We start from the raw sequence: 23,363 nt of genomic DNA on the forward strand, positions 1-23,363 counted from the left end.
ACCGTCACGCTGTGTACGCGACCACAAGAAGTGGACCAGAGCCTCTCGAGGAACAGCGACTGTCGACAGGTTCTGGGGCTCGCGGCTCCCCGCCGCAGCTCACCGCCCGGCCAGCCGCACCGCGCAGCCGACGGGCCTCGGGCCGCCCAGCCGGACGTACAGCGCCGTGCTGGAAGGGCACTGGGCGCGATGCGGCACCGCCGTGGTGATCCGGTACTGGGGGCGCCGCTCCCCGGAGCCGTCGCACGGGGTTTCGCGCACCCGGCCGCGGGCGGCGTCGAAGACGCAGTCGCCGACGACGGTCCGCGGCCCGCCGCCCGCGCCCGGGTCACCGGGGTGCGGCGGCTCCAGATTGCGCATGCACGCGTACCCCTCGGGAACGGTCGCGATGTGCAGCACGAAGTCCGTGTGCTCCGGGCAGAGCGGGGTGCCGCCGCGGGCGTGGCGCGCGACGACCTTCGCCACCGCGCTCTCGCTCGTGCAGGGCACCTCTGTGAAGGTTCCCTGCCCACGCGCACCACAGTCCCCGACGCCGAGGAAGACCGCCCCGTACCCGGACGGGGACGGCGATGGCGCGGAGGAGGGGGCGCCGCCCGCGGTGCCGGACGGCGCCTGACATCCCGTGAGCGCCGCCACTGTCAGCAGCAGCGCGCACACCACCCTCCTGGCCGCCATGGCATTCCCCCCGACATGCCCGCCCAGCGTGGCCCGCCGGAGCGGGCACACGCCAGAGGTGCATGAGGGTTTGCGTCAGTTGGGGGTGATGTGCGGGGAGCGCGGCGTACGTCCCGTACGCCCCGTGTCGCGGGCGTACGGTGCCCGTCAGTACGAGAGTCCGTAACCGATGGGGTAGAGCTCCTTCGAGGGGTCGTCGGCACGCACCACCGGCACCGGCAGCCTTCCCCGTGGGGACGCCTGGCCCGTGATGACCCGTACGGCGGCCCGCAGTTCGACGTCGGTCCACGAGTACGTGGCCAGCGAAGCGGCGACGCTGGGCAGCTGGGCCACGTCGTAGGGGTTGCGGATGGCCACGGCCACGACCGGCACTCCTGTGGCGACGAGCGCGTCGACCAGCTTCCTCTGATTGCTGGACGCCGTCACGTTGTACGTGCCGACGACCACCGCGTCCTTGCCCCCGGCCGCCGCGACCGCCCGGTCGATCACCGCCTGCGAGGGTTCCGTGCCGGTGGACAGCGCGGTCGCCGTGAAACCCAGCTCGGTGAACGCCCCCGCTAGGACACCGGTCGGCGGGCCCGTCGTGCCGGAGGGCGAGGCCGGGTCGGCGCCCACCACGAGGATGCCGCCATGGGTGCGACGGGACAGCGGAAGCAGCCGCTCCCTGTTGACGAGCAGTGTCGTCGTCCGCTCCGCGATCCGGTCGGCGTCGGCGAGGTGGTCCCAGGTGCCGACCGTCCGGTCGACGCCGGCGTGCGTGACGTACGGCTCGGTGAACAGCCCCAGCTTCGCCTTCAGCCGCAGGATGCGCAGGATCGACTCGTCGAGGCGGTCCTCGGTGAGCTCACCGCTGCGGACGGCCTGGAGCACGGCGTTCCATGCGAGGTGCAGGTCCGGCGGGTTGAGCAGCTGGTCGACGCCCGCCTTCAGCGCCAGCACGGGCACCCGGTCGTCGCCGTACTTCTGGCGGACGCCCTCCATGCCGAGGGAGTCCGTCACGACCACGCCGTCGTAGCCGAGTTCCCCGCGCAGGATGCCGGTGAGGATCGGGTGCGAGAGCGTCGCCGGGTCGCCGGACGGGTCGAGGGCCGGAACCATGATGTGGGCGGTCATCACGGAGTCGATGCCGGCGGCGACCGCGGCCTTGAAGGGCGGCGCGTCCAGCCGGGCCCACTGCTCCCTGGTGTGCTGGATGACGGGGAATCCGTAGTGGCTGTCCGTGGCGGTGTCGCCGTGGCCCGGGAAGTGCTTCGACGTCGAGGCGATGTCGCGGCTCTGGTACCCCTTCACCTGGGCGGCGACCAGACCGGCGACCGCGTCGGGGTCGGCGCCGAAGGAGCGCACCCCGATGACGGGGTTGGCCGGGTTGACGTTCACGTCGGCGACCGGCGCGTAGTTCTGGCGGATGCCGATCGCACGCAGTTCGGCCCCCGCGATCCGCGCGGCCGAGCGCGCGTCGGAGCGGGATCCTCCGGCGCCGAGCGCCATGGCGCCGGGGAGCAGGGTGGCGGGCTTGCCCACGCGCGCGACTATCCCGTGCTCCTGGTCCGTGGAGATGAGCAGCGGCAGTCCGCGCGGCTGGTCGAGGCCGGCCTTCTGGATGCCGTTCGACAGATCGGCGATCTGGTGCGGGTCACGGGTGTTGTGGGCCCAGCCGAAGTAGATGATGCCGCCGACGCGGTAGGTGGCGATGAGCTCGGCGGCGGTGCGCACGCCGATCTCCTGGAGGTTGGCGTCGATGTCCGCCTGGTCGGGGTCGGTGGCGGAGTGGCCGTACACGCGCATCACGAAGACCTGGCCGACCTTCTCCTCCAGCGTCATCCGGGAGATGAGCTCTCGGAGCCGGGAGTCGTGGCCGGCCTTCCGGTTGGTGGCGGCCCCTGCGGGGCCGGCGACGGTGACCGCGGCCGCGGCGCCCGCGGTCGCGGCGAGCAAGGTGCGTCTGGAGGTTCCGGTTCCGGCGCTTCTGTACTGCACTGGTGCTCCTTCCATGCAATGAAGGAAACTTCCGCGCAGTCACGGATATCCGGAAAATTTCTTCCGGTCAAGAGGTCTGGACATCTCTGGCGTGGCGTGTGGAGGCCGTGCGGAGCCCGCATGCAGGCCGCACGGGCAACGGACTTGAGGGGCCGTCACCGGCGCAGTGGAGGGGGGCGCGCCGGTGACGGCGTGCTGTCGGCCGCGGGCGGCGGAGAGGGTGCGTCAGCGTTCGCAGCCAGCAGCGAGGCCGACACCGCACCGCGGAGACTCATCCGGCAGCATGCCGGTTGGACGAAGGGGCGTGCACACGGGTTCCCCACGTTCCGGAGATTCCGGGGAGGCGGTGCGCGGGCCGGACGGAGCCGGCCGTCTCACGCCACGGCCAGCAGTCCGGACAGATGGTCCCGTCCCGCGGCGAGCAGCCCGTCGAGCGGGGCGATCCCCTCGTACCAGCGCTTCTCGTACTCCCAGCACAGCCAGCCGTCCCAGTCCGCGCGGCGGAGCTGTCGTACGCACTCGGCGAGCGGCAGCACGCCGGTGCCGAGCGGCAGCGGGGTGGTGTCGTCGGCGGACGCGATGTCCTTCACCTGTACGTAGCCGAGATGAGGGGCGAGGGAGGCGTACGTCCGCGCGGGCCGCTCGCCGCCCAGCCAGGTGTGCATGACGTCCCACAGGGCGCCGGCCCGGTCGGGGCCGACGCGGTCGAGGACGCGGGCCGCGTCGGCGCCGGTGCGGTGCGAGTCATGGGTCTCCAGGAGGATGCGCACACCGAGGGGCGCGGCGTCTCCGGCGGCGGCGCCGAGGCGCCGGACGGCCGCCGCGTCGGCCTCGTCGCGGTCCCGGCCGGACCCGGGACCGGCCCCCGGGAAGACACGGACGAAGGGTGCGCCCAGGTCGGCCGCCAGTCCGGTCAGCGCCCGGAGCTCGTCGAGCACCGGTGCGTCGGGGCCGGGGGCCGCCACGCGGGCGTATCCCGCAACGGCGGTGATCTCCAGGCCGGCGCCCGCGAACTCGGCCGCGACCGCGGTGCGTTCGGCGGGGCCGAGGCCCGGGTGGACCGGCTCCTCCGGATGGGCGCGCAGTTCGACGCCGTGGTAGCCGTGCGCGGCGGCGAGCCGTGCGACATCGCGCACGGGGAGCCCCGGCACGCCGAGCGTGGAGAAGGCGAGCTTCATGGCGGGGACCCTACCCGGGCCGGGTCGGAGGTCCCTCGCCGTGCGGGGCCGGGTCCTCGTGGGGGCGGGCTCAGTCGGCCGGTTCGTGCAGGGGCAGCCGCCAGTCCTGGCCCACCAGGTCCTTGCCGAAGGACCGGTGCGGCGTCTCGGCCGCCAGCACGAAACCGTGGCGCTGGTAGATCTTCCGGGCCGAGGTCAGCACGTCGTTGGTCCACAGGACCAGGTCGCGGTATCCGACGCCGCGGGCGAAGTCGACGCAGGCGCTCACCAGCCGGTCGCCGATGCCGAGGCCGCGGGCTTCCGGCTCGACGAGCAGCAGCCGCAGCCGGGCGGTACCGGGCACCTCGTCGCGCACGCACATCACACAGCCCACCGGGCGGCTTCCCCCGAGGGACCCCCGACGTTCGGCGATCCACACCCGCTCCAGATGTGGGTCGTGGTCCTGCGCGAAGTCCGCGACGATCCGTGCGACCAGGCCTTCGTAGTCCGCGTTCCAGCCGTATTCGGCGGCGTACAGCGCGGCGTTGCGCTGGACGATCCAGCCGAGGTCGCCCGGGGCGGGATCGCGCAGCAGCACGTCCTGCGCGCGGGGCGCCCGGCCCGGGGAGAGCAGCGCGCGGATCGTGCCCATCGCCTCGATCAGCCGCGGCCGTTCGTCCGCCGGGACCCGGGCGAGAAGCGATCCGACCGCCTCCCGCGACCGCTCGTCGAGCAGCTCCGCGGCCTCCCGGCCTCGCTCGGTGAGCGTGATCCGCTGGCGGCGGGGGTCCTCCTGCGACGGTGCCCGCTCGACCAGGCCGTCCTTCTCGAACCCCGCCAGCAGCCGGCTCAGATAGCCCGCGTCCAGCGAGAGTGCCGCTCGCAGGTCCGCGGCGTCCGTACGCGGTGCGTGCGCCAGCTCGTACAGCACGCGGGACTCGGTCAGCGTGTACGGGGCGTGCAGGTGACGGCTGTAGTCCAGGGCGCCGATCAGGTTCGTGTAGAAGCGGTTGAAGGCGCGGATCTCGTGGACCGGCTGCGCGGGCGGGGTGCTCGTCATGACGCCCTCCGAGGTGACCTTTGACCGAGTCAAGGGTACGCCGGGCGCGCCCGCGCCGGAAGCCCCCGCGGGGCGGGACGGTCCCGCGGCCACGGCAGGCGGTCCCGTGGCACCGCCCGCGCCCCCATTTCCTGACTGAGCGTCAGCAGTACGCGCTGCTACGGAAATTGTCGCGCGAACGACTGGTCGCCTGCTGTTGATTGCCTGTTCACTCCTGGAGGCAGCCGCCCCACACCTCGCAGCAGGACAGTCGCTGAAGACCCGGAAACCAACAGGGTCGCCCAACAGGACAGCTCGAGAAGGGACATGCATGGCCGAGTTGACTCGACGCAGACTGCTGGGATCCGCGGCGGGCGCCGTGGGCGGGGCCGCGGCGCTGTCGCTGCTCCCGCCGAGCGTCCAGAAGGCGGTCGCCGCCGGCCCGCCGCGGCGCGGCTCACTGCGGGACATCGAGCATGTGGTCCTGCTGATGCAGGAGAACCGCTCCTTCGACCACTACTTCGGCACCCTCTCCGGAGTCCGCGGTTTCGACGACCCGGACGCCCTGCGCCTCCCGGACGGCCGCTCCGTCTTCTACCAGCCCGACACCGTGAACCCGAAGGGCTATCTGCTGCCCTTCCACCTCGACACCCACGCGTCCAGTGCCCAGGCCATCCCGTCCACCAGCCATGCCTGGTCCGTCCAGCACGAGGCCTGGAACGGCGGCGCGATGGACCGCTGGCTGCCCGCGCACCGCAAGGCCGACGGGGTCAACGGCCCCTATGTGATGGGCTACTACACGCGGGAGGACATCCCCTTCCAGTTCGCCCTCGCGGAGACCTTCACCATCTGCGACAACTACTTCTGCTCGGTTTTCGGGCCGACCTGGCCCAACCGGCTGTACTGGATGACCGGCACCATCGACCCGGGCGGCACCCTGGGCGGCCCGGTCATCAGCAACAAGGCCCCCCGGCCCTACCGGTGGACTACGTACGCCGAACGGCTCCAGGCCGCCGGGATCAGCTGGAAGGTGTACCAGCAGGAGGACGACTACGGCTGCAACATGCTGGAGCAGTTCCAGACCTTCCGTGACGCCGTCCCCGGGTCCGACCTCTACGAGCGCGGCGTCCGTCCGCAGCCCGAGGGGACCTTCGAGGACGACGCCCGGGCCGACCGGCTGCCGACCGTCTCCTGGATCATGCCGACGAGCTACCAGTCGGAGCACCCGGACTACCTGCCCGCGGCCGGTGCCGACTTCGTCGCCAAGAAGATCGAGGCCATCGCCGCCAATCCCAGGGTGTGGGCGAAGACCGCCTTCATCCTCAACTACGACGAGAACGACGGGCTGTTCGACCATGTCGTGCCGCCCACACCCAAGGCGGGCACGGTCGACGAGTTCGTGGGCGGACTGCCCATCGGCGGCGGCTTCCGGGTTCCGGCCATCGTGGTCTCGCCCTGGACGGTGGGCGGCTGGGTGGCCGGCGAGCGCTTCGACCACACCTCGGCGCTCCAGTTCCTGGAGCGGTTCACCGGGGTCGAGGAGCCGAACATCAGCGAGTGGCGCCGCCGCACCTTCGGCGACCTCACCTCCGCCTTCCGCTTCGGGTCCACGCGGCACAAGCCCCCGCGCCTGCCCGACGACACGGAGGAGCAGCTCGCGGAGGCCGAGCGCGAGGTGGCCACGCTACCGAAGCCGACCCTCCCGACCGACGACCAGCACTTCCCGCGCCAGGAGCGAGGGCACCGGCCCCACACCTGATGCGCCCGCGGGCCGTCCGGCGCAGGCCGTGCGCCGGACGGCCCGCCGCTCTGCCGTCCGCCTCCGTACCCCGGTGTCCCGCCCGGCGGCCGCCTTGTCGCAGGGCCGTCGGATCCGTCCGGTCACCGGATCCGTCCGGCCTCGTCCGCCTGCCCGGCCCCGTCCGCCCGCCCTGCCCGCCGGGCGTGCCCGGCCCGCCCGTGTCAGGCCCGGGGCGGCGCCGTCGACCCCCGCACCATCAACTCCCCGTGCACCGTGGCGATCCCGCCCGGCGGCGGATTCTCGCGGCCGGTCGCGATGCGTCCGGCCCGGGCTCCCGCCTCGTGCAGCGGCAGCCGCACCGTGGTCAGCGCCGGGACCGCGTCGATGCTGAAAGGAAGGTCGTCGAAACCGGCCACGGACACGTCGTCCGGTATCCGCAGCCCCCGGTCCCGCAGCGCGGCGCACACACCCAGCGCCACCGTGTCGTTCGCCGCGACGACGGCCGTCAGCTCCGGCTCCCGGCGCAGCAGCTCCACCGCCGCGTCGTACCCGGAGCGGCGGTCGTACGAGCCGTGCAGAGTGAGCCGCGCGTCGTCCTCGATCCCGTGCGCGGCGAGCGCGGCCCGGTGGCCCTCCAGCCGGTGCCGGGTCGTCGTGCGCTCCTCGGGGCCCGCGATGTAGCCGATCCTGTGGTGGCCGAGGCCGAGCAGATGCTCGGTCAGCCGTTGTCCACCGCCCCGGTTGTCGAAGGTCAGCGCGATCGCGTCGGTGTCCGGCACCGGCGGCCGCCCGCACAGCACGACCCGGGTGCCCGCGTCGCCGAGCCGCCGCAGCTTCGTCGCCGTCGCCGCCGCGTGCGCCGGATCCTCGACGGCGCCTCCGGTGAGCACCACGGCCGCGGCGCGCTGGCGCTGAAGCAGCGTGAGGTACGTCAGCTCGCGCTCGGGGGAGCCGCCGGTGTTGCACACCACGCCCAGCCGCTCCCCGCCCGCGCGCCCGCCGGGACCCACGATCTCGGACTGGACCGCGCCCGCGATGATCCCGAAGAACGGGTCGGCGATGTCGTTGACCAGGATGCCGACCAGGTCGGAGGTGGCGGCGGCCAGCGCGCTCGCCGGGCCGTTGAGGACGTAGTCGAGCTCGTCCACCGCGCGCAGCACCCGCTCGCGCGTCGACGCGGCGACCGGGTAGTTCCCGTTCAGCACGCGGGAGACGGTGGCGGGGGAGACCCTCGCGCGGGCGGCCACGTCCGCCAGGGTCACGGTCATCTCGTCGCTCCCAGGGTCACGCTCATCCCGTCGTCCTCCGGTCCGCTCGCACCGAGCCGCGGTCCGCTCCGTCCGGACCGCGCTGCGGTCTTGTCCGACTCTCGCTCCGCAGGCTAGCTTCTCCCTCTATAGAAAGCGCTTGCTGCTTCCCTGGTTCCATGGCGAAGCGCCGCGCCGCGCGCCGGTTCCCGGCGACGGCGCGCCCCTCGAGAGCCGGAGGACACCGCGTGGCACGCAAGACGGTCCGTATCGCCATGAACGGCGTGACCGGACGAATGGGCCTGCGCCAGCACCTGGTCCGCTCGATCCTCGCGATCCGTGAGCAGGGCGGCATCGACCTCGGCGACGGCACCGTGCTGTGGCCCGAGCCCGTCCTCGTCGGCCGCCGCGAGCACGCCCTGCGGGCCCTGGCCGAGCGGCACGGCCTGGAGCACTGGAGCACCGACCTGGACGCCGTACTCGCCGACGACACGGTCGACGTCTACTTCGACGCCCAGGTGACACCGGCCCGCGAGGACGCACTGCGGAAGGCGATCGGAGCCGGCAAGCACGTCTACACCGAGAAGCCCACCGCGACGGGTCTCGACGGCGCCCTGGAGCTCGCACGGCTGGCCCGGGCCGCGGGCATCAGGCACGGGGTCGTCCAGGACAAGCTGTTCCTGCCCGGCCTGCTGAAGCTGAAGCGGCTCGTCGACAGCGGTTTCTTCGGCCGGATCCTGTCCGTGCGCGGCGAGTTCGGGTACTGGGTCTTCGAGGGCGACTGGCAGGACGCCCAGCGCCCCTCCTGGAACTACCGCGCGGAGGACGGCGGAGGCATCGTCGTCGACATGTTCCCGCACTGGGACTACGTCCTGCACGAGCTGTTCGGCCGGGTGCGCTCCGTCCAGGCCGTGACCGCCACGCACATCCCGCAGCGCTGGGACGAGAGGGGCAAGCCCTATGCGGCGACCGCCGACGACGCCGCGTACGGCATCTTCGAACTGGAGGGCGGAGCGATCGCGCAGATCAACTCCTCCTGGGCGGTGCGGGTCCACCGCGACGAACTCGTCGAGTTCCAGGTCGACGGCACGGAGGGCTCCGCCGTCGCGGGGCTGCGCCGCTGCCGCGCCCAGCACCGCACGGCCACGCCCAGGCCCGTCTGGAACCCCGACCTGCCGGCCGGTCACGCCTTCCGCGACCAGTGGCAGGAGGTCCCCGACAACCAGGACTTCGACAACGGCTTCAAGGCCCAGTGGGAGCTGTTCCTCAGGCACGTGTATGCCGGTGCCCCCTACCGGTGGGACCTCACCGCGGGCGCCCGTGGCGTGCAGCTCGCCGAACTCGGCCTGAAGTCCGCGGCGCAGGGCCGCCGCATCGACGTACCGGAGATCGGCCGGTGAGCCGCCGCAGCGTCCGCACGGCCGCCGTCCGCGCACGCCTCCCGTGCGCCGGTACGGGCGCGGCCGGCGCGAGCCGCGCGGGCACCCGCCCGCACACCGCAGGCCCCCGGTGCGCACACGGGGCCGTACGGCCCGTACGGGAGGTGGCGCCGTGACGATCCGTCTGCCCGATTCCACGGGCGCCCTGCGCACGTACACGCCCCGCACCGACCCCTTCGTCCCGGACACGGAGCGGCCACCGCTCGTCGCGCGCACCGTGTTCGCGGCGGCGCACGTCGTCGCCGACCCGTTCGCGGACGTACCGCCCGGCTCCCCGGCGGCCGTCGACTGGGACGCGACGCTCGCCTTCCGGCGCCATCTGTGGGCGCACGGGCTGGGCGTCGCCGAGGCCATGGACACCGCCCAGCGCGGCATGGGCCTCGACTGGAAGGGCGCGGCCGAGCTGATCCGCCGGTCCGCGGCCGAGGCGCGGGCCGTCGGCGGCCGGGTCGTCTGCGGCGCCGGCACCGACCAGCTCACCGGGCCGGCGACGGTGGCGGACGTCCGGGCCGCCTACGAGGAACAGCTCGCGGTCGTCGAGGACGCGGGCGCCCGGCCCGTCCTGATGGCGTCCCGCGCGCTCGCCGCGGCCGCCGAAGGCCCCGAGGACTATCTGGAGACGTACGGCGAGCTGCTGCGCCAGTCCGCGGAGCCGGTGATCCTGCACTGGCTCGGCCCGATGTTCGACCCGGCGCTGGACGGCTACTGGGGCGCGGCCGGTCCCGACGCCGCGACGGACGTCCTCCTCCGGGTCGTCGCCGCGCACCCGGACAAGGTGGACGGCGTGAAGATCTCCCTGCTCGACGCCGGACGCGAGATCGCCCTGCGGCGCCGGCTCCCCGCCGGGGTCCGCTGCTACACGGGCGACGACTTCCACTACCCGGAACTGATCGCGGGCGACGACCACGGCTTCAGTCACGCGCTGCTCGGCGTCCTCGATCCCCTGGGCCCGCTCGCGGCCCATGCGGTGCGTGCCCTGGACACCGGGGACCCCGAGGTGTTCCGTGCGCTCCTCGACCCGACGGTCGAGCTCGCCCGGCACCTCTTCGAGCCCCCGACCCGCTTCTACAAGACGGGGGTGGTGCTGCTCGCCTGGCTGGCGGGCCACCAGGACCACTTCACGATGGTCGGCGGTCTCCAGTCGGCCCGCTCCCTGCCGCATCTGGCACGTGCCTACGAACTCGCCGATGCTCTGGGTCTGTTCCCCGACCCCTGGCTGGCGGAGGCCCGCATGAAGTCCCTGCTTGAGGTCCACGGGGTGACGCGATGAACGACCCGTACGAGCCCGCCCCGTCCGGCCCGGAGGACGCTCTGCTGTCCCGGCTCAGCATCAACCAGATGACCGTGAAACAGCTCTCGCTGCCCGAACTCGCCGACGCCTGCACGGCGTCGGGGGTCCCCGGTGTGGGCCTGTGGCGCGAGCCCGTAAGGGAGTACGGCCTGGATGCCGCGGCGAGGCTCGTCCGCGCCGCCGGGCTGACCGTCACGACCCTGTGCCGGGGCGGCTTCCTCACCGCGATCGACCCGGTCGCGCGGGTACGGGCCCTCGACGACAACCGCGCCGCCGTCGAGGAGGCCGCAGCGCTCGGCACGGCCACCCTCGTGCTCGTGTCGGGCGGGTTGCCGGAGGGCAGCAAGGACCTGCACGGCGCACGGGAGCGCATCGCCGACGCCCTCGGCGAACTGGCCCCGTACGCCGCCGCGCGCGGGGTGCGCCTCGCCGTCGAACCCCTGCACCCGATGTTCGCGTCCGACCGCTGCGTCGTCTCCACGCTCGACCAGGCACTCGACCTGGCCGAACGCTTCCCCGCCGACCAGGTGGGCGTCTGCGTCGACACGTACCACGTCTGGTGGGACGACCGGGCCCCCGCCGCCGTCGCGCGCGCGGGCCGCCGCATCCACGCCTTCCAGCTCGCCGACTGGACGACCCCGCTTCCGGAGGGGGTGCTCAACGGGCGCGGCCGGCTCGGCGACGGCGCGATCGACCTGCGCGCCTGGCGCGGCCATGTGGAGCGCGCCGGCTACACCGGGCCCATCGAAGTGGAACTCTTCAGCGACACCCTGTGGGCGGACGACGGGCGGGCGGTTCTGGCGGACACGAAGGAGCGATTTCTCCGCTATCTACGGCTGTGACCTGCGGTTTCAACGATGCTGAAAAAAACCTGAGAGACGCGTGCAACCCTTCGCACCCTATGCGGGTCGTACTGGGCGTCGGAACTTCCGGAGGGGGATCTGGGGGGATCGCGGAGTTCCGAAGGGGAGGGGAAACGCGAGGGGGCCCGGTCGACGGACCGGGCCCCCTCGGAGTTCCCACCGCTCCCCGCCGCGCAGGTCCGCAGGGCGGGCCGGGTCCGGGCGGGATCGACCCGCTGCCGCGTCAGGCCACCACGGCCACGGCAAGACCTGCCGCCCCTGCCGCCCCGGCCGCGTACGCGCAGCCCAGGCCGATCAGGATCGTCACCCGCACCCAGCGCGGTGTGCCCGGGTCCGCGCGGCGCATTCCCCGGCCGAAACGGATCCCGGGGACGGCCCACACCGCGAGGGACGCGCCGGCCAGGCACAGGCACAGCCAGCCGAGGGCGTAGTTCGGCTGTGCGGTGTAGTACGTGTGGGCACCGGCCCGGGTCACCGGTATCCGCGCGCCGAGCCGGTGGCCGTCGGCCTCGTCGCGCAGCGCGGCGTCATGGTCCGTCGTCCTCCCGTCGGACGAGGTGAAGATGCCGCTCCAGACTGTGGAAGGGCCGCTGCGTCCGTTGCCCGGGACGCTCTCCCCGGCGAGCACCTCGAACGTCCCCGGGGTTCCGGCCAGTCGGGTGGCGTAGGCGAAGTCGCGGCCACCGAAGACGAGGCACACCAGGCCGACGGTCAGCAACACCGCGGCGGTGACGCGGAGTCCGGCCCGCGAGCCAGGGGTGGTGCGGCCACTGCGCCGTCCGCCCCCGGCAGGCTCGGGCCCGGCAGGGTCGGCAACACGCGCACGGATCGGCATCCCTACCGTCGGCTCCTCTTCACCAGTGACGCAATCGGCCCCTCACCGTAGTCATCAGGCCCCGGGCCGAATCCCGTTATGTCAGGCGGGTGGGACGGGTGCATGCGGAACTCATACGTGCGTTTGGCTGCCGCCTGGTCATCTCTTGACCGCGCGATGACCGGGCAGGCCGGCGGGCGGCAGAACGGTTCGGCGGCCGCAGGGCCCGCGAACGGCACGCCCTGGGCCCTGCGCAGGGGCACCGCACTGTCCGACCCGGGCGGTAGCGTCGGACCATGTCCAGTCAGGCGGGGAGTGGGGAACGGCGGCCGGCCGTGCTCGAAGGCGTCCTGGAGCGGATCACGTACGCCAACGAGGAGAACGGCTACACGGTCGCCCGGGTCGACACCGGACGCGGCGGCGGCGATCTGCTCACGGTCGTCGGCGCGCTGCTCGGCGCCCAGGTCGGCGAGTCCCTGCGCATGGAGGGCCGTTGGGGCTCCCACCCGCAGCACGGCAAGCAGTTCCTGGTGGACAACTACACCACCGTCCTGCCGGCCACCGTCCAGGGCATCCGCCGCTACCTCGGCTCGGGACTGGTCAAGGGCATCGGACCGGTCTTCGCCGACCGCATCACGCAGCACTTCGGCGTGGACACCCTGAAGATCATCGAAGAGGAGCCCGAACGGCTCGTCGAGGTCCCCGGCCTCGGCCCCAAGCGCACCAGGAAGATCGCCGACGCCTGGGAGGAGCAGAAGGCGATCAAGGAGGTGATGCTCTTCCTCCAGACCGTCGAGGTCTCGACGTCCATCGCGGTCCGCATCTACAAGAAGTACGGCGACGCCTCCATCTCCGTCGTCAGGAACCAGCCGTACCGCCTGGCCTCCGACGTCTGGGGCATCGGCTTCCTCACCGCGGACCGGATCGCCCAGTCCGTGGGCATCCCGCACGACAGCCCGGAGCGCGTCAAGGCCGGCCTCCAGTACGCGCTGTCGCAGTCGACCGACCAGGGGCACTGCTTCCTCCCGGAGGAGAAGCTCATCGCGGACGGCGTCAAACTCCTCCAGGTCGACACCGGGCTCGTCATCGACTGCCTCGCCCACCTCGCGGCCGAGGAGGAGGGGGTCGTACGGGAACAGGTGCCCGGGCCCGACGGGGCGCCCGTGACCGCGGTCTATCTCGTCCCCTTCCACCGCGCCGAACTCTCCCTCTCCGCCCAGCTGCTGCGGCTGTTGCGCACCGACGAGGACCGGATGCCCGCCTTCCGGGACGTCGCCTGGGACAAGGCGCTCGCCTGGCTCGCCGACCGCACGGGCGCCGAGCTGGCGCCCGAGCAGGAACAGGCCGTCCGGCTGGCGCTGACCCGGAAGGTCGCCGTGCTGACCGGCGGCCCCGGCTGCGGCAAGTCCTTCACGGTCCGCTCGATCGTCGAACTGGCGCGGGCCAAGCGCGCGAAGGTGCTGCTCGCCGCCCCCACCGGGCGTGCCGCGAAGCGCCTCGCCGAGCTCACCGGGTCCGAGGCCTCCACCGTGCACCGGCTGTTGGAGCTGAAGCCGGGCGGTGACGCGGCCTACGACCGGGACCGCCCGCTGGACGCGGACCTGGTGGTCGTCGACGAGGCGTCCATGCTGGACCTGCTGCTGGCCAACAAGCTCGTCAAGGCCGTGCCCCCGGGCGCCCATCTGCTCTTCGTCGGGGACGTGGACCAGCTGCCCAGCGTCGGTGCGGGCGAGGTGCTGCGCGACCTTCTCGCGGAGAGCGGCCCGGTTCCCGCGGTGCGGCTCACCCGGATCTTCCGCCAGGCCCAGCAGTCCGGCGTGGTCACCAACGCGCACCGCATCAATGCGGGCACCCCGCCGCTCACCCAAGGCCTGGACGACTTCTTCCTGTTCGTCGAGGACGACACCGAGGAGGCCGGGCGGCTCACCGTCGACGTGGCGGCCCGGCGGCTGCCCGCCAGATTCGGGCTGGACCCGCGCCGCGACGTGCAGGTGCTCGCACCCATGCACCGGGGACCGGCCGGCGCCGGGAACCTGAACGCGCTGCTCCAGCAGGTCATCACGCCGGGCCGCCCCGATCTGCCGGAAAAGCGGTTCGGCGGCCGGGTCTTCCGCGTCGGCGACAAGGTCACGCAGATTCGGAACAACTACGAGAAGGGACGCAACGGCGTCTTCAACGGGACGGTCGGCGTGGTCACCTCGCTCAGCCTGGACGACCAGCGCCTGACGGTGCTGACGGACGAGGACGAGGAGGTTCCGTACGACTTCGACGAGCTCGACGAGCTGGCGCACGCCTACGCGGTGACGATCCACCGCTCCCAGGGAAGTGAATATCCGGCGGTGGTGATTCCGGTCACCACCGGGGCGTGGATGATGCTCCAGCGGAATCTGCTCTACACCGCGGTGACGCGCGCCAAGAAGCTGGTCGTGCTGGTCGGGTCGCGCAGGGCGCTGGCGCAGGCGGTGCGCACGGTTTCCGCAGGCAGACGCTGCACGGCGCTCGATTTCCGGCTCTCCGCAGGCGCGCCGGCCCCGTGATCGAACCGGCCCGGGAGCCGTCCCGGAAATTTTGATCGATCAAACGAGTCGCAAACCTCACAGAGCACTTCCGCAACCAGGGCGAAGGGGGCAGGATGAGCAGGTTGGCGGCACTCAGTGCCGCCGATGGGCCCAATGGTCGACCCCGAGTGCACTCTCCTGAGCCAAATGGGGGATGGTAGAGACAGTCAGGGCACCTCGAAGATGAGGCACTACGTCGGTGAGGGAAGACGTGAGCGACAACTCTGTAGTACTGCGGTACGGCGACGGCGAGTACACCTACCCGGTGATCGACAGCACCGTCGGCGACAAGGGCTTCGACATCGGGAAGCTGCGCGCCCAGACCGGTCTGGTGACCCTGGACAGTGGGTACGGCAACACCGCCGCCTACAAATCCGCCATCACCTACCTCGATGGTGAGGAGGGCATCCTCCGGTACCGCGGCTACCCGATCGAGCAGCTGGCCGAGCGGTCCACCTTCGTCGAGGTCGCTTACCTGCTGATCAACGGCGAGCTCCCGACGGTCGACGAGCTGGCCTCGTTCCGCAACGAGATCACGCAGCACACCCTGCTGCACGAGGACGTCAAGCGTTTCTACGACGGCTTCCCGCGCGACGCGCACCCGATGGCGATGCTCTCCTCGGTGGTCTCCGCGCTGTCCACCTTCTACCAGGACAGCCACAACCCGTTCGACGAGAAGCAGCGCAATCTCTCCACGATCCGCCTGCTCGCCAAGCTTCCGACGATCGCCGCCTACGCGTACAAGAAGTCGATCGGCCACCCCTTCGTCTACCCGCGCAACGACCTCGGCTACGTCGAGAACTTCCTGCGGATGACGTTCTCGGTCCCGGCGCAGGAGTACGAGCTCGACCCGGTCGTCGTCTCCGCGCTCGACAAGCTGCTGATCCTGCACGCGGACCACGAGCAGAACTGTTCGACCTCCACCGTGCGTCTGGTGGGTTCGAGCCAGGCGAACATGTTCGCGTCGATCTCGGCCGGCATCTCCGCGCTGTGGGGCCCGCTGCACGGCGGTGCCAACCAGTCCGTCCTGGAGATGCTCGAGGGCATCCGCGACTCGGGCAACGACGTCGACACCTTCATCCGCAAGGTGAAGGACAAGGAGGACGGCGTCCGCCTGATGGGCTTCGGCCACCGGGTCTACAAGAACTTCGACCCCCGCGCCAAGATCATCAAGGCCGCCGCGCACGATGTGCTCTCGGCCCTCGGCAAGTCGGACGAGCTCCTCGACATCGCGCTCAAGCTGGAGGAGCACGCGCTGTCCGACGACTACTTCGTCGAGCGCAAGCTCTACCCGAACGTCGACTTCTACACCGGCCTGATCTACCGGGCCATGGGCTTCCCGACCGAGATGTTCACGGTCCTGTTCGCCCTCGGCCGTCTGCCGGGCTGGATCGCCCAGTGGCACGAGATGATCAAGGAGCCGGGTTCCCGCATCGGCCGTCCGCGCCAGATCTACACGGGTGTCGTCGAGCGCGACTTCGTGCCGGTCGAGGCGCGCTGAGCCAAAGCTTCGGCATAGCGGAAAGCGCCCCGCCGCCGGTCCCCCCACGGGCCGGTGGTCGGGGCGCTTTCCTTTGTCCCGGTGCGGATTCCCCCCACGGGATCCGGCCGGGCGTCTGCGGGGCAGCGCCAGCTGCGTGCGGTCTGCCGGGACGCGTACGCACGGGAGGGCCGCTCAAGCTCCCCGGTGCACGTGCCCCGGCAACGCAATTCCGAGAACGTCCCCCAAGACGTCCCCAGATGTCAGAAACGCCCCCCAAGACGTTCCTGGCATCGACCTTTTAGACTCGCGAGCCCCTTCGATGGTTACGTCCCGATCACTGTGATCTGCGTCTCTTGCATATGTGTTGTCCATAGGCAAGAGCCCCAGCTCTGCGATCGAGGCTCAAGCGTAAGGATATTGCGGGGGGGTTGTGAAGAGGGCCGGGGGTCTTACTCGGCGTTGCCCTAAGTTACACGAAGCGTCGCAGCCTGAGGCTGTTACTGACGACAAAGACCGAAGAGAACGCCATCGCCGCGCCGGCGATCATGGGGTTGAGCAGTCCGGCCGCGGCCAGCGGCAGCGCCGCCACGTTGTAGCCGAAGGCCCAGAACAGGTTGCCCCTGATCGTGGCGAGCGTGCGCCGGGAGAGCCTGATGGCGTCGGCCGCGACCCGCAGATCCCCGCGGACCAGCGTCAGATCGCTCGCCTCGATCGCCGCGTCCGTGCCCGTGCCCATCGCGAGCCCCAGGTCGGCGGTGGCGAGCGCGGCGGCGTCGTTGACCCCGTCGCCCACCATGGCGACGGCCCGGCCCTCGGCCTGCAGCCGCTTCACCACGTCCACCTTGTCCTGCGGCAGCACCTCGGAGATCACCTCGTCGATGCCGACCTCCTTGGCGACGGCCGCGGCGACGGTCCTGTTGTCCCCGGTCAGCAACACGGGCGTGAGTCCCAGGGCGCGCAGCTCGCGCACGGCCTCGGCACTGGTCTCCTTGACCGCGTCGGCGACGGTCACGACACCCCGTGCCACCCCGTCGACGGCCACCGCGACGGTGGTGCGGCCCTCGGCCTCCGCGGCCCGCCTGGCCCGCGCGAGGTCCTCGGGGAGGGCGATCCCGTCCTCGGCGAGCAGCTTCTCGCGGCCGGCCAGCACGGCGCGGCCCTCGACGGTGCCGCGGACGCCGAGTCCCGGGATGTTCTCGAACCGCTCCGGGGCGGGCAGCGCGCCCGTGCGCTCCTCGGCCCCGGTGGCGACGGCGCGGGCCACGGGGTGCTCGGACGCGTGCTCCAGGGCGCCCACGAGGCGCAGCAGCTCCTTCTCGCCGAGGGGGCCGGTCGCGGCGTCCTCGGCGACGTACACGTCCCTCAGGGTCATCCGCCCGGTGGTCACGGTCCCCGTCTTGTCGAGGACCACCGTGTCCACCCGGTGCGTGGACTCCAGGACTTCGGGGCCCCGGATGAGAATGCCGAGCTGGGCCCCGCGGCCGGTGCCCACCATGAGCGCGGTGGGTGTGGCGAGCCCCAGGGCGCAGGGGCAGGCGATGATCAGGACGGCCACCGCGGCGGTGAACGCCGCGGTGGCGTCGCCGGTGGCGAGAAGCCAGGCCAGGAGCGTGCCCAGCGCGACGACGAGGACGACCGGCACGAAGACGCCGGAGATCCGGTCGGCCAGGCGCTGCACGGCGGCCTTGCCGTTCTGCGCGTCCTCGACGAGCCGCGCCATACGGGCGAGCTGGGTGTCGGCCCCGACGCGGGTGGCCTCGACGACGAGGCGTCCTTCGGCGTTGACGGTCGCGCCCGTCACGGCGTCCCCGACGGTCACGTCGACCGGCACGGACTCGCCGGTGAGCATCGAGGCGTCGACCGCCGAGGACCCCTCGACGACGGTGCCGTCGGTCGCGACCTTCTCCCCGGGGCGTACGACGAAGCGGTCGCCGACGGCCAGCCGTCCGACCGGAATCCGCACCTCCGTGCCGCCGCGGAGCACGGCCACGTCCTTGGCGCCGAGTTCCAGCAGGGCGCGCAGGGCCGCGCCCGCACGCCGCTTGGAGCGGGCCTCCAGATAGCGGCCGAGCAGGATGAAGGCGACGACGCCGGCGGCGACCTCCAGGTAGATGGCCGACGAGCCGTCGGAGCGTCCGACCGTGAGGTCGAAGCCGTGCCGCATGCCCGGCATGCCCGCCATGCCGAAGAAAAGGGCCCACAGGGACCAGCCGAACGCGGCCAGCGTGCCGACCGAGACGAGCGTGTCCATGGTCGCGGCGCCGTGGCGGGCATTCGTGAACGCCGCCCGGTGGAAGGGGAGGCCGCCCCAGACGACGACGGGAGCGGCGAGCGTCAGCGAGAGCCACTGCCAGTTGTCGAACTGGAGGGCCGGGACCATGGCGAAGAGCACCACGGGCAGCGCGAGCAGGGCGGAGACGGTGAGCCGCTGCCTGAGGGAGGCGAGTTCGGGGTCCTGGGCGCTCTCGGCGGGCTTCGGCTCCGCCTCGTCCGCCCGTTCCGGCTCCGGGGCCGGCGGAGGGGGTTCCTCGGCGGTGTAGCCCGTCTTCACGACCGTCGCGATGAGGTCCGCGACCTCCAGCTGCGCCGCCGGGTACCGCACCCTGGCCTTCTCGGTGGCGAAGTTGACCGTGGCGGTGACGCCCTCCATGCGGTTGAGCTTCTTCTCGACGCGGGCGGCGCAGGACGCGCAGGTCATGCCGCCGATCGAGAGCTCGACGGTCGACAGGTCACCCGTGACGGGTCCGGTGGCCGACAGGCCGCCGGTGGCAGATGCGGCGGCGTCGCCCGCGTTTCCCGTGGCTTTCCCGCCGGCGGCCGGGGCGGCCGCTATGGACGTGTCGGGTGCGGTGCTGGTCATGTCCGTGCTCCAGGAACTCCGGGGACTCCGGGGAAGGGGCCGGGCCGTACGGCGGCGGTCCTCGGCGCTGCCGAGGGCGGCGGTACGGCCCGGTGGGCGGCCCGGGACGTCGGGCCGCGGCTTCTCGGCCCCGGCCCTCGCGGCTCGGTCCTCGTCTCCCGGTCCGCGCGCTTCGGGCGCGGACCGGAGCTGCTCTCAGGCCCTGCCGACCAGCTCGTACCCGGCCTCGTCGACGGCGGCGCGGACGGCCTCCTCGTCGAGCGGGGCCGCCGACACGACGGTCACCCGGCCGGTCGCGGCCACGGCCTCCACCGAGCTGACGCCGGCGAGCTCGGAGACCTCGCTGCGGACGGCGCCCTCGCAGTGGCCGCAGGTCATGCCGGTGACCTGGTAGACCGCGGTCACCGAGCCCTGGACGGCCTCGGCGGACGCCGCGTCGGAGTGGCAGGAGCCGCTGGGTGAGCAGCACGAGCCGGTCGCGGTGGCTTCGGCCTGCGGGAGTTCGGTGTGGGCGCTCATGTCGTTCTCCTCGGTGGATCGTGGCGTTGCTGTGCCCATACGACCACGGGCGGGCCCGCGGCGTACCGTGCGCCAGGGGCCCCCGGGGCTCCCGGGTCTCCCCGACACTCACCACACTATACCCCTAGGGGGTATGAATCCAAGCGCACGCTTGACGTCGGCGCGCGCCGCGGCGCGGGGCGCGGCCTCGCGCGACCCGTCGGTTGATGGGGGATGTGTGCCTGCCGTGTCGTGTGCGGCGGCGTGGTCGGCCGGGGGAGAGGGGCGGCCGGACATCCGGGCGCTCGGCGCGCTTGCGGCGGCGGATGCGCGGGCGCGGGTGCGCCCATCGGGGTGCCGGGGTGGCCCCCGGGGGGCGACTAGGGGTGGGCCGTGGTGCGGACGGTGTCGCCGATGACCGGGTCGAGGTAGCGGAAGAGCGCGTTCTTCAGCTCGGTGATGTACGCGTCCCGTTCGGCGCCCTCGTGGGCCAGGACGAGTTCCAGCCCGGCCTTGTACAGGCCGAGGCTCAGCTCGGCGATCCGGGTGACCTCCGCCTTCGGTGCCTCGGGTCGGTAGAAGACGATCAGGCCTTCGATCCGCTCCAGCATGGTCGCGTGCAGGGCGTCGTGGTCCTCGGCCATGCGGCCCGGGATGTCCGGCCCGTGCATCAGCGCGAAGAACTCCGGGTGCCGGCAGTTGAAGTCGATGAAGCGGTCCACGATGCCGTCCAGCAGCTCGCGGAGCGGGGCGGAGGTGTCCGCGGGCGAGAACGCCTCGCCGTAGGTGTCCCGCATCCGCTGCATCAGCCGGTCGCCCAGCTCGATGGCGATGGCCTCCTTGTTCGGGAAGAACTGGTAGAGCGTGCCGGGCGAGACGCCGGCCTCGCGGGCGATGGCGTTGGTGGACGCGGTCGTGTAACCGCTCCGGCAGAACACGGAGGCGGCGGCGTCGAGGAGCTGTGCGATACGGCGCTCGCCGCGGGCCTGGCGGCGGCGGGGCTTCTCGGCGGCCTGGCCGGACGTGGGCTCGGCCGCCGGGTCCACGGCGGCGCCCGCCGTGTCGCCCGCGGTGGCCCCGGTCCTGCGGCCCGTCGTCCCGCCCGCCGTGCGGGACCTCCCCCGCCGGCTCTCCGGCTGCTGTTCGCCGACCACGGTGTCCCCAACTCTCCTGAACGCGATTGACAAACGCGAGTACTCGCTCGCATTCTTGAGAAACGCGAGCGATCACTCGTGTTTGCCAGTGTATTGGCAATGGGCGACCCATGCTGTCTGCGCCGACGTACCGGGAGGGCGCGACGCGGACGAGATGGGCCACGGTGAAGGGGACACCGCACCATGTCCGAAGTCAACAGCCCGCCGGACGGCCGGAAGGTGGGGGGCTGGACCCGGTTCGTCACCGCGCGGCCACGGTTCGCGCTGCTGCTCGCGCTGGTCCTGACCGCCCTGGCGGTCGTCGCCGGCAGCGGGGTCGCGAACCGTCTGGGTGCGGGTGGCTGGGAGGACCCGGCCGCCCAGTCCACGTACGCGACGAAGGCCCTGGAGCGGGAGTTCCCCGGATCCCAGCCCAATCTGCTGCTCCTGGTCGACAGCGGGCGGGCCTCCGTCGACGCACCGGAGGTCGCGGCCGAGGCCAAGCGTCTGACCGCGCGGCTCGCGGGCGAGCGGGACGTGACGGGTGTCGGCTCGTACTGGCAGACCCGGTCCCCGGAGCTGCGCGCCGAGGACGGGCACGAGGCGCTGATCGCCGCCCGGATCACCGGCGATGACAAGGCCATGGGCGAGACGCTCGACCGCATCGCGCCGGCCTTCCGCGGGACGCACGGCCCGGTCCGGGTCTCGGTCGGCGGTCCGGTCGCCGTCCGGCACGAGATGCAGACGATCATCCGGGAGGACCTGACCCGTGCGGAGATGATCGCCCTGCCGATCACGCTCGTCCTGCTCGTGATGGTGTTCGGCAGTGCCGTCGCCGCGCTGCTGCCGCTCAGCATCGGGATCGTCGCCATCCTCGGCACGAACGCCGTGCTGCGCGGCATCACCGAGTTCACGGACGTATCGGTCTTCGCGCTGAACCTCACGACGGCACTCGGCCTCGGCCTCGCGATCGACTACGCGCTGTTCATCGTGCGACGCTTCCGCGAGGAACTGGCCCTCGGCGCCGGGCCGCGCGAAGCGGTCGGGGCCACGCTGCGCACCGCGGGACGCACCGTCCTGTTCTCCGCGCTGACCGTCGCCGTCTCCCTGGCCGCGATGCTGGTCTTCCCGCAGTACTTCCTGCGCTCCTTCGCCTACGCCGGCATCGCCGTGGTGCTCCTCGCGGCGGCGGCCGCGCTGATCCTGCTGCCCGCGGCCCTCGTCCTGCTCGGCCACCGCGTCAACTCCCTCGATCTGCGCCGTCTCGTGCGCCGCGGCGCGCCACGCCGGACCGAAGCGGGCGCCGGCTGGGCCCGCGCCGCCTCCCTGGTGATGCGACGCGCCCCGGTCTTCGCCGTCGCCACCACCGTCGGCCTCGTCCTCCTCGGACTCCCCTTCCTCGGCGTCAAGTTCGGCACCGCGGACGACCGTCAGCTGCCCACAGGTGCCGAGTCCCATGTGGTGCAGCAGCACATCAGGGACGGCTTCCCCGGCAGCCCCGGCGGCGGCCTCGACGTGCTCGCCGAGGGCAGGGCGACGCCCGCCCAGTACGCGGCGTACCGCGAACGCATCGCCGGTCTGCCCGGGGTGCTGCGGGTGGACGGCCCGGTCGTGAAGGGCGACTCGGCGTACTTCTCGCTGACCCCGAAGGGCGAGGCCGTCGGCCAGGGAACCCAGCGACTGGTCCGCGAAGTGCGGGCCGCCGACGCGCCGTTCCGCACCTCCGTCACGGGCACGGCGGCCGTACTCGTCGACTCCAAGCACGCCATCGGTGCCCGGCTGCCCTGGGCTGCGGGAATCATCGCCGTGGTCACCCTGCTGCTCGTCTTCCTGCTCACCGGAAGTGTCCTCATCCCGCTCCAGGCGGTCGTGCTCAACGCGCTCAGCCTCACCGCGATGTTCGGCGCGGTCGTCTGGGTCTTCCAGGACGGCCATCTCTCCGGGGCGCTCAACTTCACGAGCACCGGGGACATCGAGACGACCCTTCCCGTCCTGATGTTCTGCGTCGCCTTCGGACTCTCCATGGACTACGGCGTGTTCCTGCTCTCCCGCATCAAGGAGGAGTACGACCACACCGGCGACCACCGCCGCTCCGTCCGCCACGGCCTCCAGCGCACCGGCGGTCTGATCACCGCGGCCGCCGTGATCCTCGCCGTCGTGATGGTCGCGATAGGCACCTCACGGGTGACCAACACGAAGATGCTGGGCCTGGGTATCGCCCTCGCGGTCCTCATGGACGCCATGATCGTCCGCAGCCTGCTGGTCCCGGCGGTCATGCGTCTCACCGGCCGCGCCACCTGGTGGGCCCCGGCGCCGCTGCGCCGCTTCCACGCGAGGTTCGGCCTCAGCGAGGGGGAGACCCGATCCCCGGCGCCCGCCCCGGAGGCCGCGGCCGCCCCGGAACGCGCCCCGGACCGGGACCCGGATCCGGAGCCGCGCCCCGACGCGGAACGGGAGAAGACCCCGGCGCGCGGCTAGCGTTCGGCCGGGAGCCGGGAGCCGGGAGCCGGGAGCCGGGAGCCGGGAGCCGGGAGCCGGGAGCCGGGAGCCGGGAGCCGGGAGCCGGGAGCCGGGAGCCGGGAGCCGCG

Annotated in this window: 16 protein-coding genes; 7 read left to right on the forward strand and 9 right to left on the reverse strand. The window is 72.4% G+C overall.

Annotated elements, in window-relative coordinates; all coding sequences use genetic code 11:
• Positions 1-99: 99 nt before the first annotated feature.
• From ACWCP6_RS34500 to ACWCP6_RS34515, 4 genes are all read right to left on the reverse strand, one after another.
• Entirely contained in the window at positions 100-675 is a 576-nt protein-coding gene (locus tag ACWCP6_RS34500) for a hypothetical protein (protein ID WP_450936584.1), read from the reverse strand.
• Positions 676-822: 147 nt separating this feature from the next.
• Entirely contained in the window at positions 823-2,652 is a 1,830-nt protein-coding gene (locus ACWCP6_RS34505) for a glycoside hydrolase family 3 protein (protein ID WP_450936585.1), read from the reverse strand.
• Positions 2,653-3,026: 374 nt separating this feature from the next.
• Positions 3,027-3,830, reverse strand: a complete 804-nt coding sequence (locus ACWCP6_RS34510; RefSeq protein ID WP_450936586.1) for a sugar phosphate isomerase/epimerase family protein — start codon at positions 3,828-3,830, stop codon at positions 3,027-3,029.
• 70 nt (positions 3,831-3,900) lie between these two features.
• Positions 3,901-4,869, reverse strand: coding sequence for a bifunctional helix-turn-helix transcriptional regulator/GNAT family N-acetyltransferase (locus tag ACWCP6_RS34515; protein WP_450936587.1), 969 nt, complete (start codon positions 4,867-4,869; stop codon positions 3,901-3,903).
• Positions 4,870-5,179: 310 nt separating this feature from the next.
• Between ACWCP6_RS34515 and ACWCP6_RS34520 the strand changes: the two genes are divergently transcribed.
• The gene (locus tag ACWCP6_RS34520) at positions 5,180-6,607 is read left to right on the forward strand and encodes an alkaline phosphatase family protein (protein ID WP_450936588.1); all 1,428 of its coding nucleotides are present in this window, start codon (positions 5,180-5,182) and stop codon (positions 6,605-6,607) included.
• A gap of 203 nt (positions 6,608-6,810) precedes the next feature.
• Here ACWCP6_RS34520 and ACWCP6_RS34525 read toward each other — a convergent pair whose 3' ends face one another.
• Positions 6,811-7,857, reverse strand: a complete 1,047-nt coding sequence (locus ACWCP6_RS34525; RefSeq protein ID WP_450936589.1) for a LacI family DNA-binding transcriptional regulator — start codon at positions 7,855-7,857, stop codon at positions 6,811-6,813.
• 227 nt (positions 7,858-8,084) lie between these two features.
• Between ACWCP6_RS34525 and ACWCP6_RS34530 the strand changes: the two genes are divergently transcribed.
• From ACWCP6_RS34530 to ACWCP6_RS34540, 3 genes are all read left to right on the forward strand, one after another.
• Positions 8,085-9,236 (forward strand): Gfo/Idh/MocA family protein, encoded by a 1,152-nt coding sequence (locus ACWCP6_RS34530; protein WP_450936590.1) that lies wholly within the window; start codon positions 8,085-8,087, stop codon positions 9,234-9,236.
• A 151-nt stretch (positions 9,237-9,387) separates the two neighbouring features.
• Positions 9,388-10,545, forward strand: coding sequence for a dihydrodipicolinate synthase family protein (locus tag ACWCP6_RS34535; RefSeq protein ID WP_450936591.1), 1,158 nt, complete (start codon positions 9,388-9,390; stop codon positions 10,543-10,545).
• Entirely contained in the window at positions 10,542-11,408 is an 867-nt protein-coding gene (locus tag ACWCP6_RS34540) for a sugar phosphate isomerase/epimerase family protein (protein WP_450936592.1), read from the forward strand. The genes ACWCP6_RS34535 and ACWCP6_RS34540 overlap by 4 nt, the downstream gene beginning before the upstream one ends.
• Before the next feature lie 244 nt (positions 11,409-11,652).
• Here the strand turns inward: ACWCP6_RS34540 and ACWCP6_RS34545 are convergent, their stop codons facing one another.
• Positions 11,653-12,264: a hypothetical protein gene (locus ACWCP6_RS34545; RefSeq protein ID WP_450936593.1), complete on the reverse strand. Its 612-nt coding sequence runs from the start codon at positions 12,262-12,264 to the stop codon at positions 11,653-11,655.
• A gap of 275 nt (positions 12,265-12,539) precedes the next feature.
• Between ACWCP6_RS34545 and recD2 the strand changes: the two genes are divergently transcribed.
• Both recD2 and ACWCP6_RS34555 read left to right on the forward strand, forming a co-directional pair.
• Entirely contained in the window at positions 12,540-14,780 is a 2,241-nt protein-coding gene (recD2, locus tag ACWCP6_RS34550) for an SF1B family DNA helicase RecD2 (protein WP_450936594.1), read from the forward strand.
• 232 nt (positions 14,781-15,012) lie between these two features.
• Positions 15,013-16,302 carry a citrate synthase gene (locus ACWCP6_RS34555; protein WP_450936595.1) on the forward strand — a complete coding sequence of 430 codons (1,290 nt, stop codon included), beginning with the start codon at positions 15,013-15,015 and terminating at the stop codon, positions 16,300-16,302.
• 451 nt (positions 16,303-16,753) lie between these two features.
• Here the strand turns inward: ACWCP6_RS34555 and ACWCP6_RS34560 are convergent, their stop codons facing one another.
• From ACWCP6_RS34560 to ACWCP6_RS34570, 3 genes are all read right to left on the reverse strand, one after another.
• Positions 16,754-19,144, reverse strand: coding sequence for a heavy metal translocating P-type ATPase (locus ACWCP6_RS34560; protein WP_450936596.1), 2,391 nt, complete (start codon positions 19,142-19,144; stop codon positions 16,754-16,756).
• Positions 19,145-19,339: 195 nt separating this feature from the next.
• The gene (locus ACWCP6_RS34565) at positions 19,340-19,663 is read right to left on the reverse strand and encodes a heavy-metal-associated domain-containing protein (RefSeq protein ID WP_450936597.1); all 324 of its coding nucleotides are present in this window, start codon (positions 19,661-19,663) and stop codon (positions 19,340-19,342) included.
• Positions 19,664-20,022: 359 nt separating this feature from the next.
• Positions 20,023-20,688 carry a TetR family transcriptional regulator gene (locus tag ACWCP6_RS34570; protein WP_450936606.1) on the reverse strand — a complete coding sequence of 222 codons (666 nt, stop codon included), beginning with the start codon at positions 20,686-20,688 and terminating at the stop codon, positions 20,023-20,025.
• 291 nt (positions 20,689-20,979) lie between these two features.
• Between ACWCP6_RS34570 and ACWCP6_RS34575 the strand changes: the two genes are divergently transcribed.
• Positions 20,980-23,253: an MMPL family transporter gene (locus ACWCP6_RS34575; protein WP_450936598.1), complete on the forward strand. Its 2,274-nt coding sequence runs from the start codon at positions 20,980-20,982 to the stop codon at positions 23,251-23,253.
• Positions 23,254-23,363 lie beyond the last annotated feature (110 nt).

The organism is Streptomyces sp. NPDC002004 (assembly GCF_053593975.1).

Coding starts and splice junctions, on each gene's coding strand:
- ACWCP6_RS34500 (WP_450936584.1), bottom strand. CDS start 675: ATGGCGGCCAGGAGGGTGGTGTGCGCGCTGCTGCTGACAGTGGCGGCG.
- ACWCP6_RS34575 (WP_450936598.1), top strand. CDS start 20,980: ATGTCCGAAGTCAACAGCCCGCCGGACGGCCGGAAGGTGGGGGGCTGG.
- recD2 (WP_450936594.1), top strand. CDS start 12,540: ATGTCCAGTCAGGCGGGGAGTGGGGAACGGCGGCCGGCCGTGCTCGAA.
- ACWCP6_RS34565 (WP_450936597.1), bottom strand. CDS start 19,663: ATGAGCGCCCACACCGAACTCCCGCAGGCCGAAGCCACCGCGACCGGC.
- ACWCP6_RS34510 (WP_450936586.1), bottom strand. CDS start 3,830: ATGAAGCTCGCCTTCTCCACGCTCGGCGTGCCGGGGCTCCCCGTGCGC.
- ACWCP6_RS34525 (WP_450936589.1), bottom strand. CDS start 7,857: ATGACCGTGACCCTGGCGGACGTGGCCGCCCGCGCGAGGGTCTCCCCC.
- ACWCP6_RS34560 (WP_450936596.1), bottom strand. CDS start 19,144: ATGACCAGCACCGCACCCGACACGTCCATAGCGGCCGCCCCGGCCGCC.
- ACWCP6_RS34515 (WP_450936587.1), bottom strand. CDS start 4,869: ATGACGAGCACCCCGCCCGCGCAGCCGGTCCACGAGATCCGCGCCTTC.
- ACWCP6_RS34540 (WP_450936592.1), top strand. CDS start 10,542: ATGAACGACCCGTACGAGCCCGCCCCGTCCGGCCCGGAGGACGCTCTG.
- ACWCP6_RS34545 (WP_450936593.1), bottom strand. CDS start 12,264: ATGCCGATCCGTGCGCGTGTTGCCGACCCTGCCGGGCCCGAGCCTGCC.
- ACWCP6_RS34520 (WP_450936588.1), top strand. CDS start 5,180: ATGGCCGAGTTGACTCGACGCAGACTGCTGGGATCCGCGGCGGGCGCC.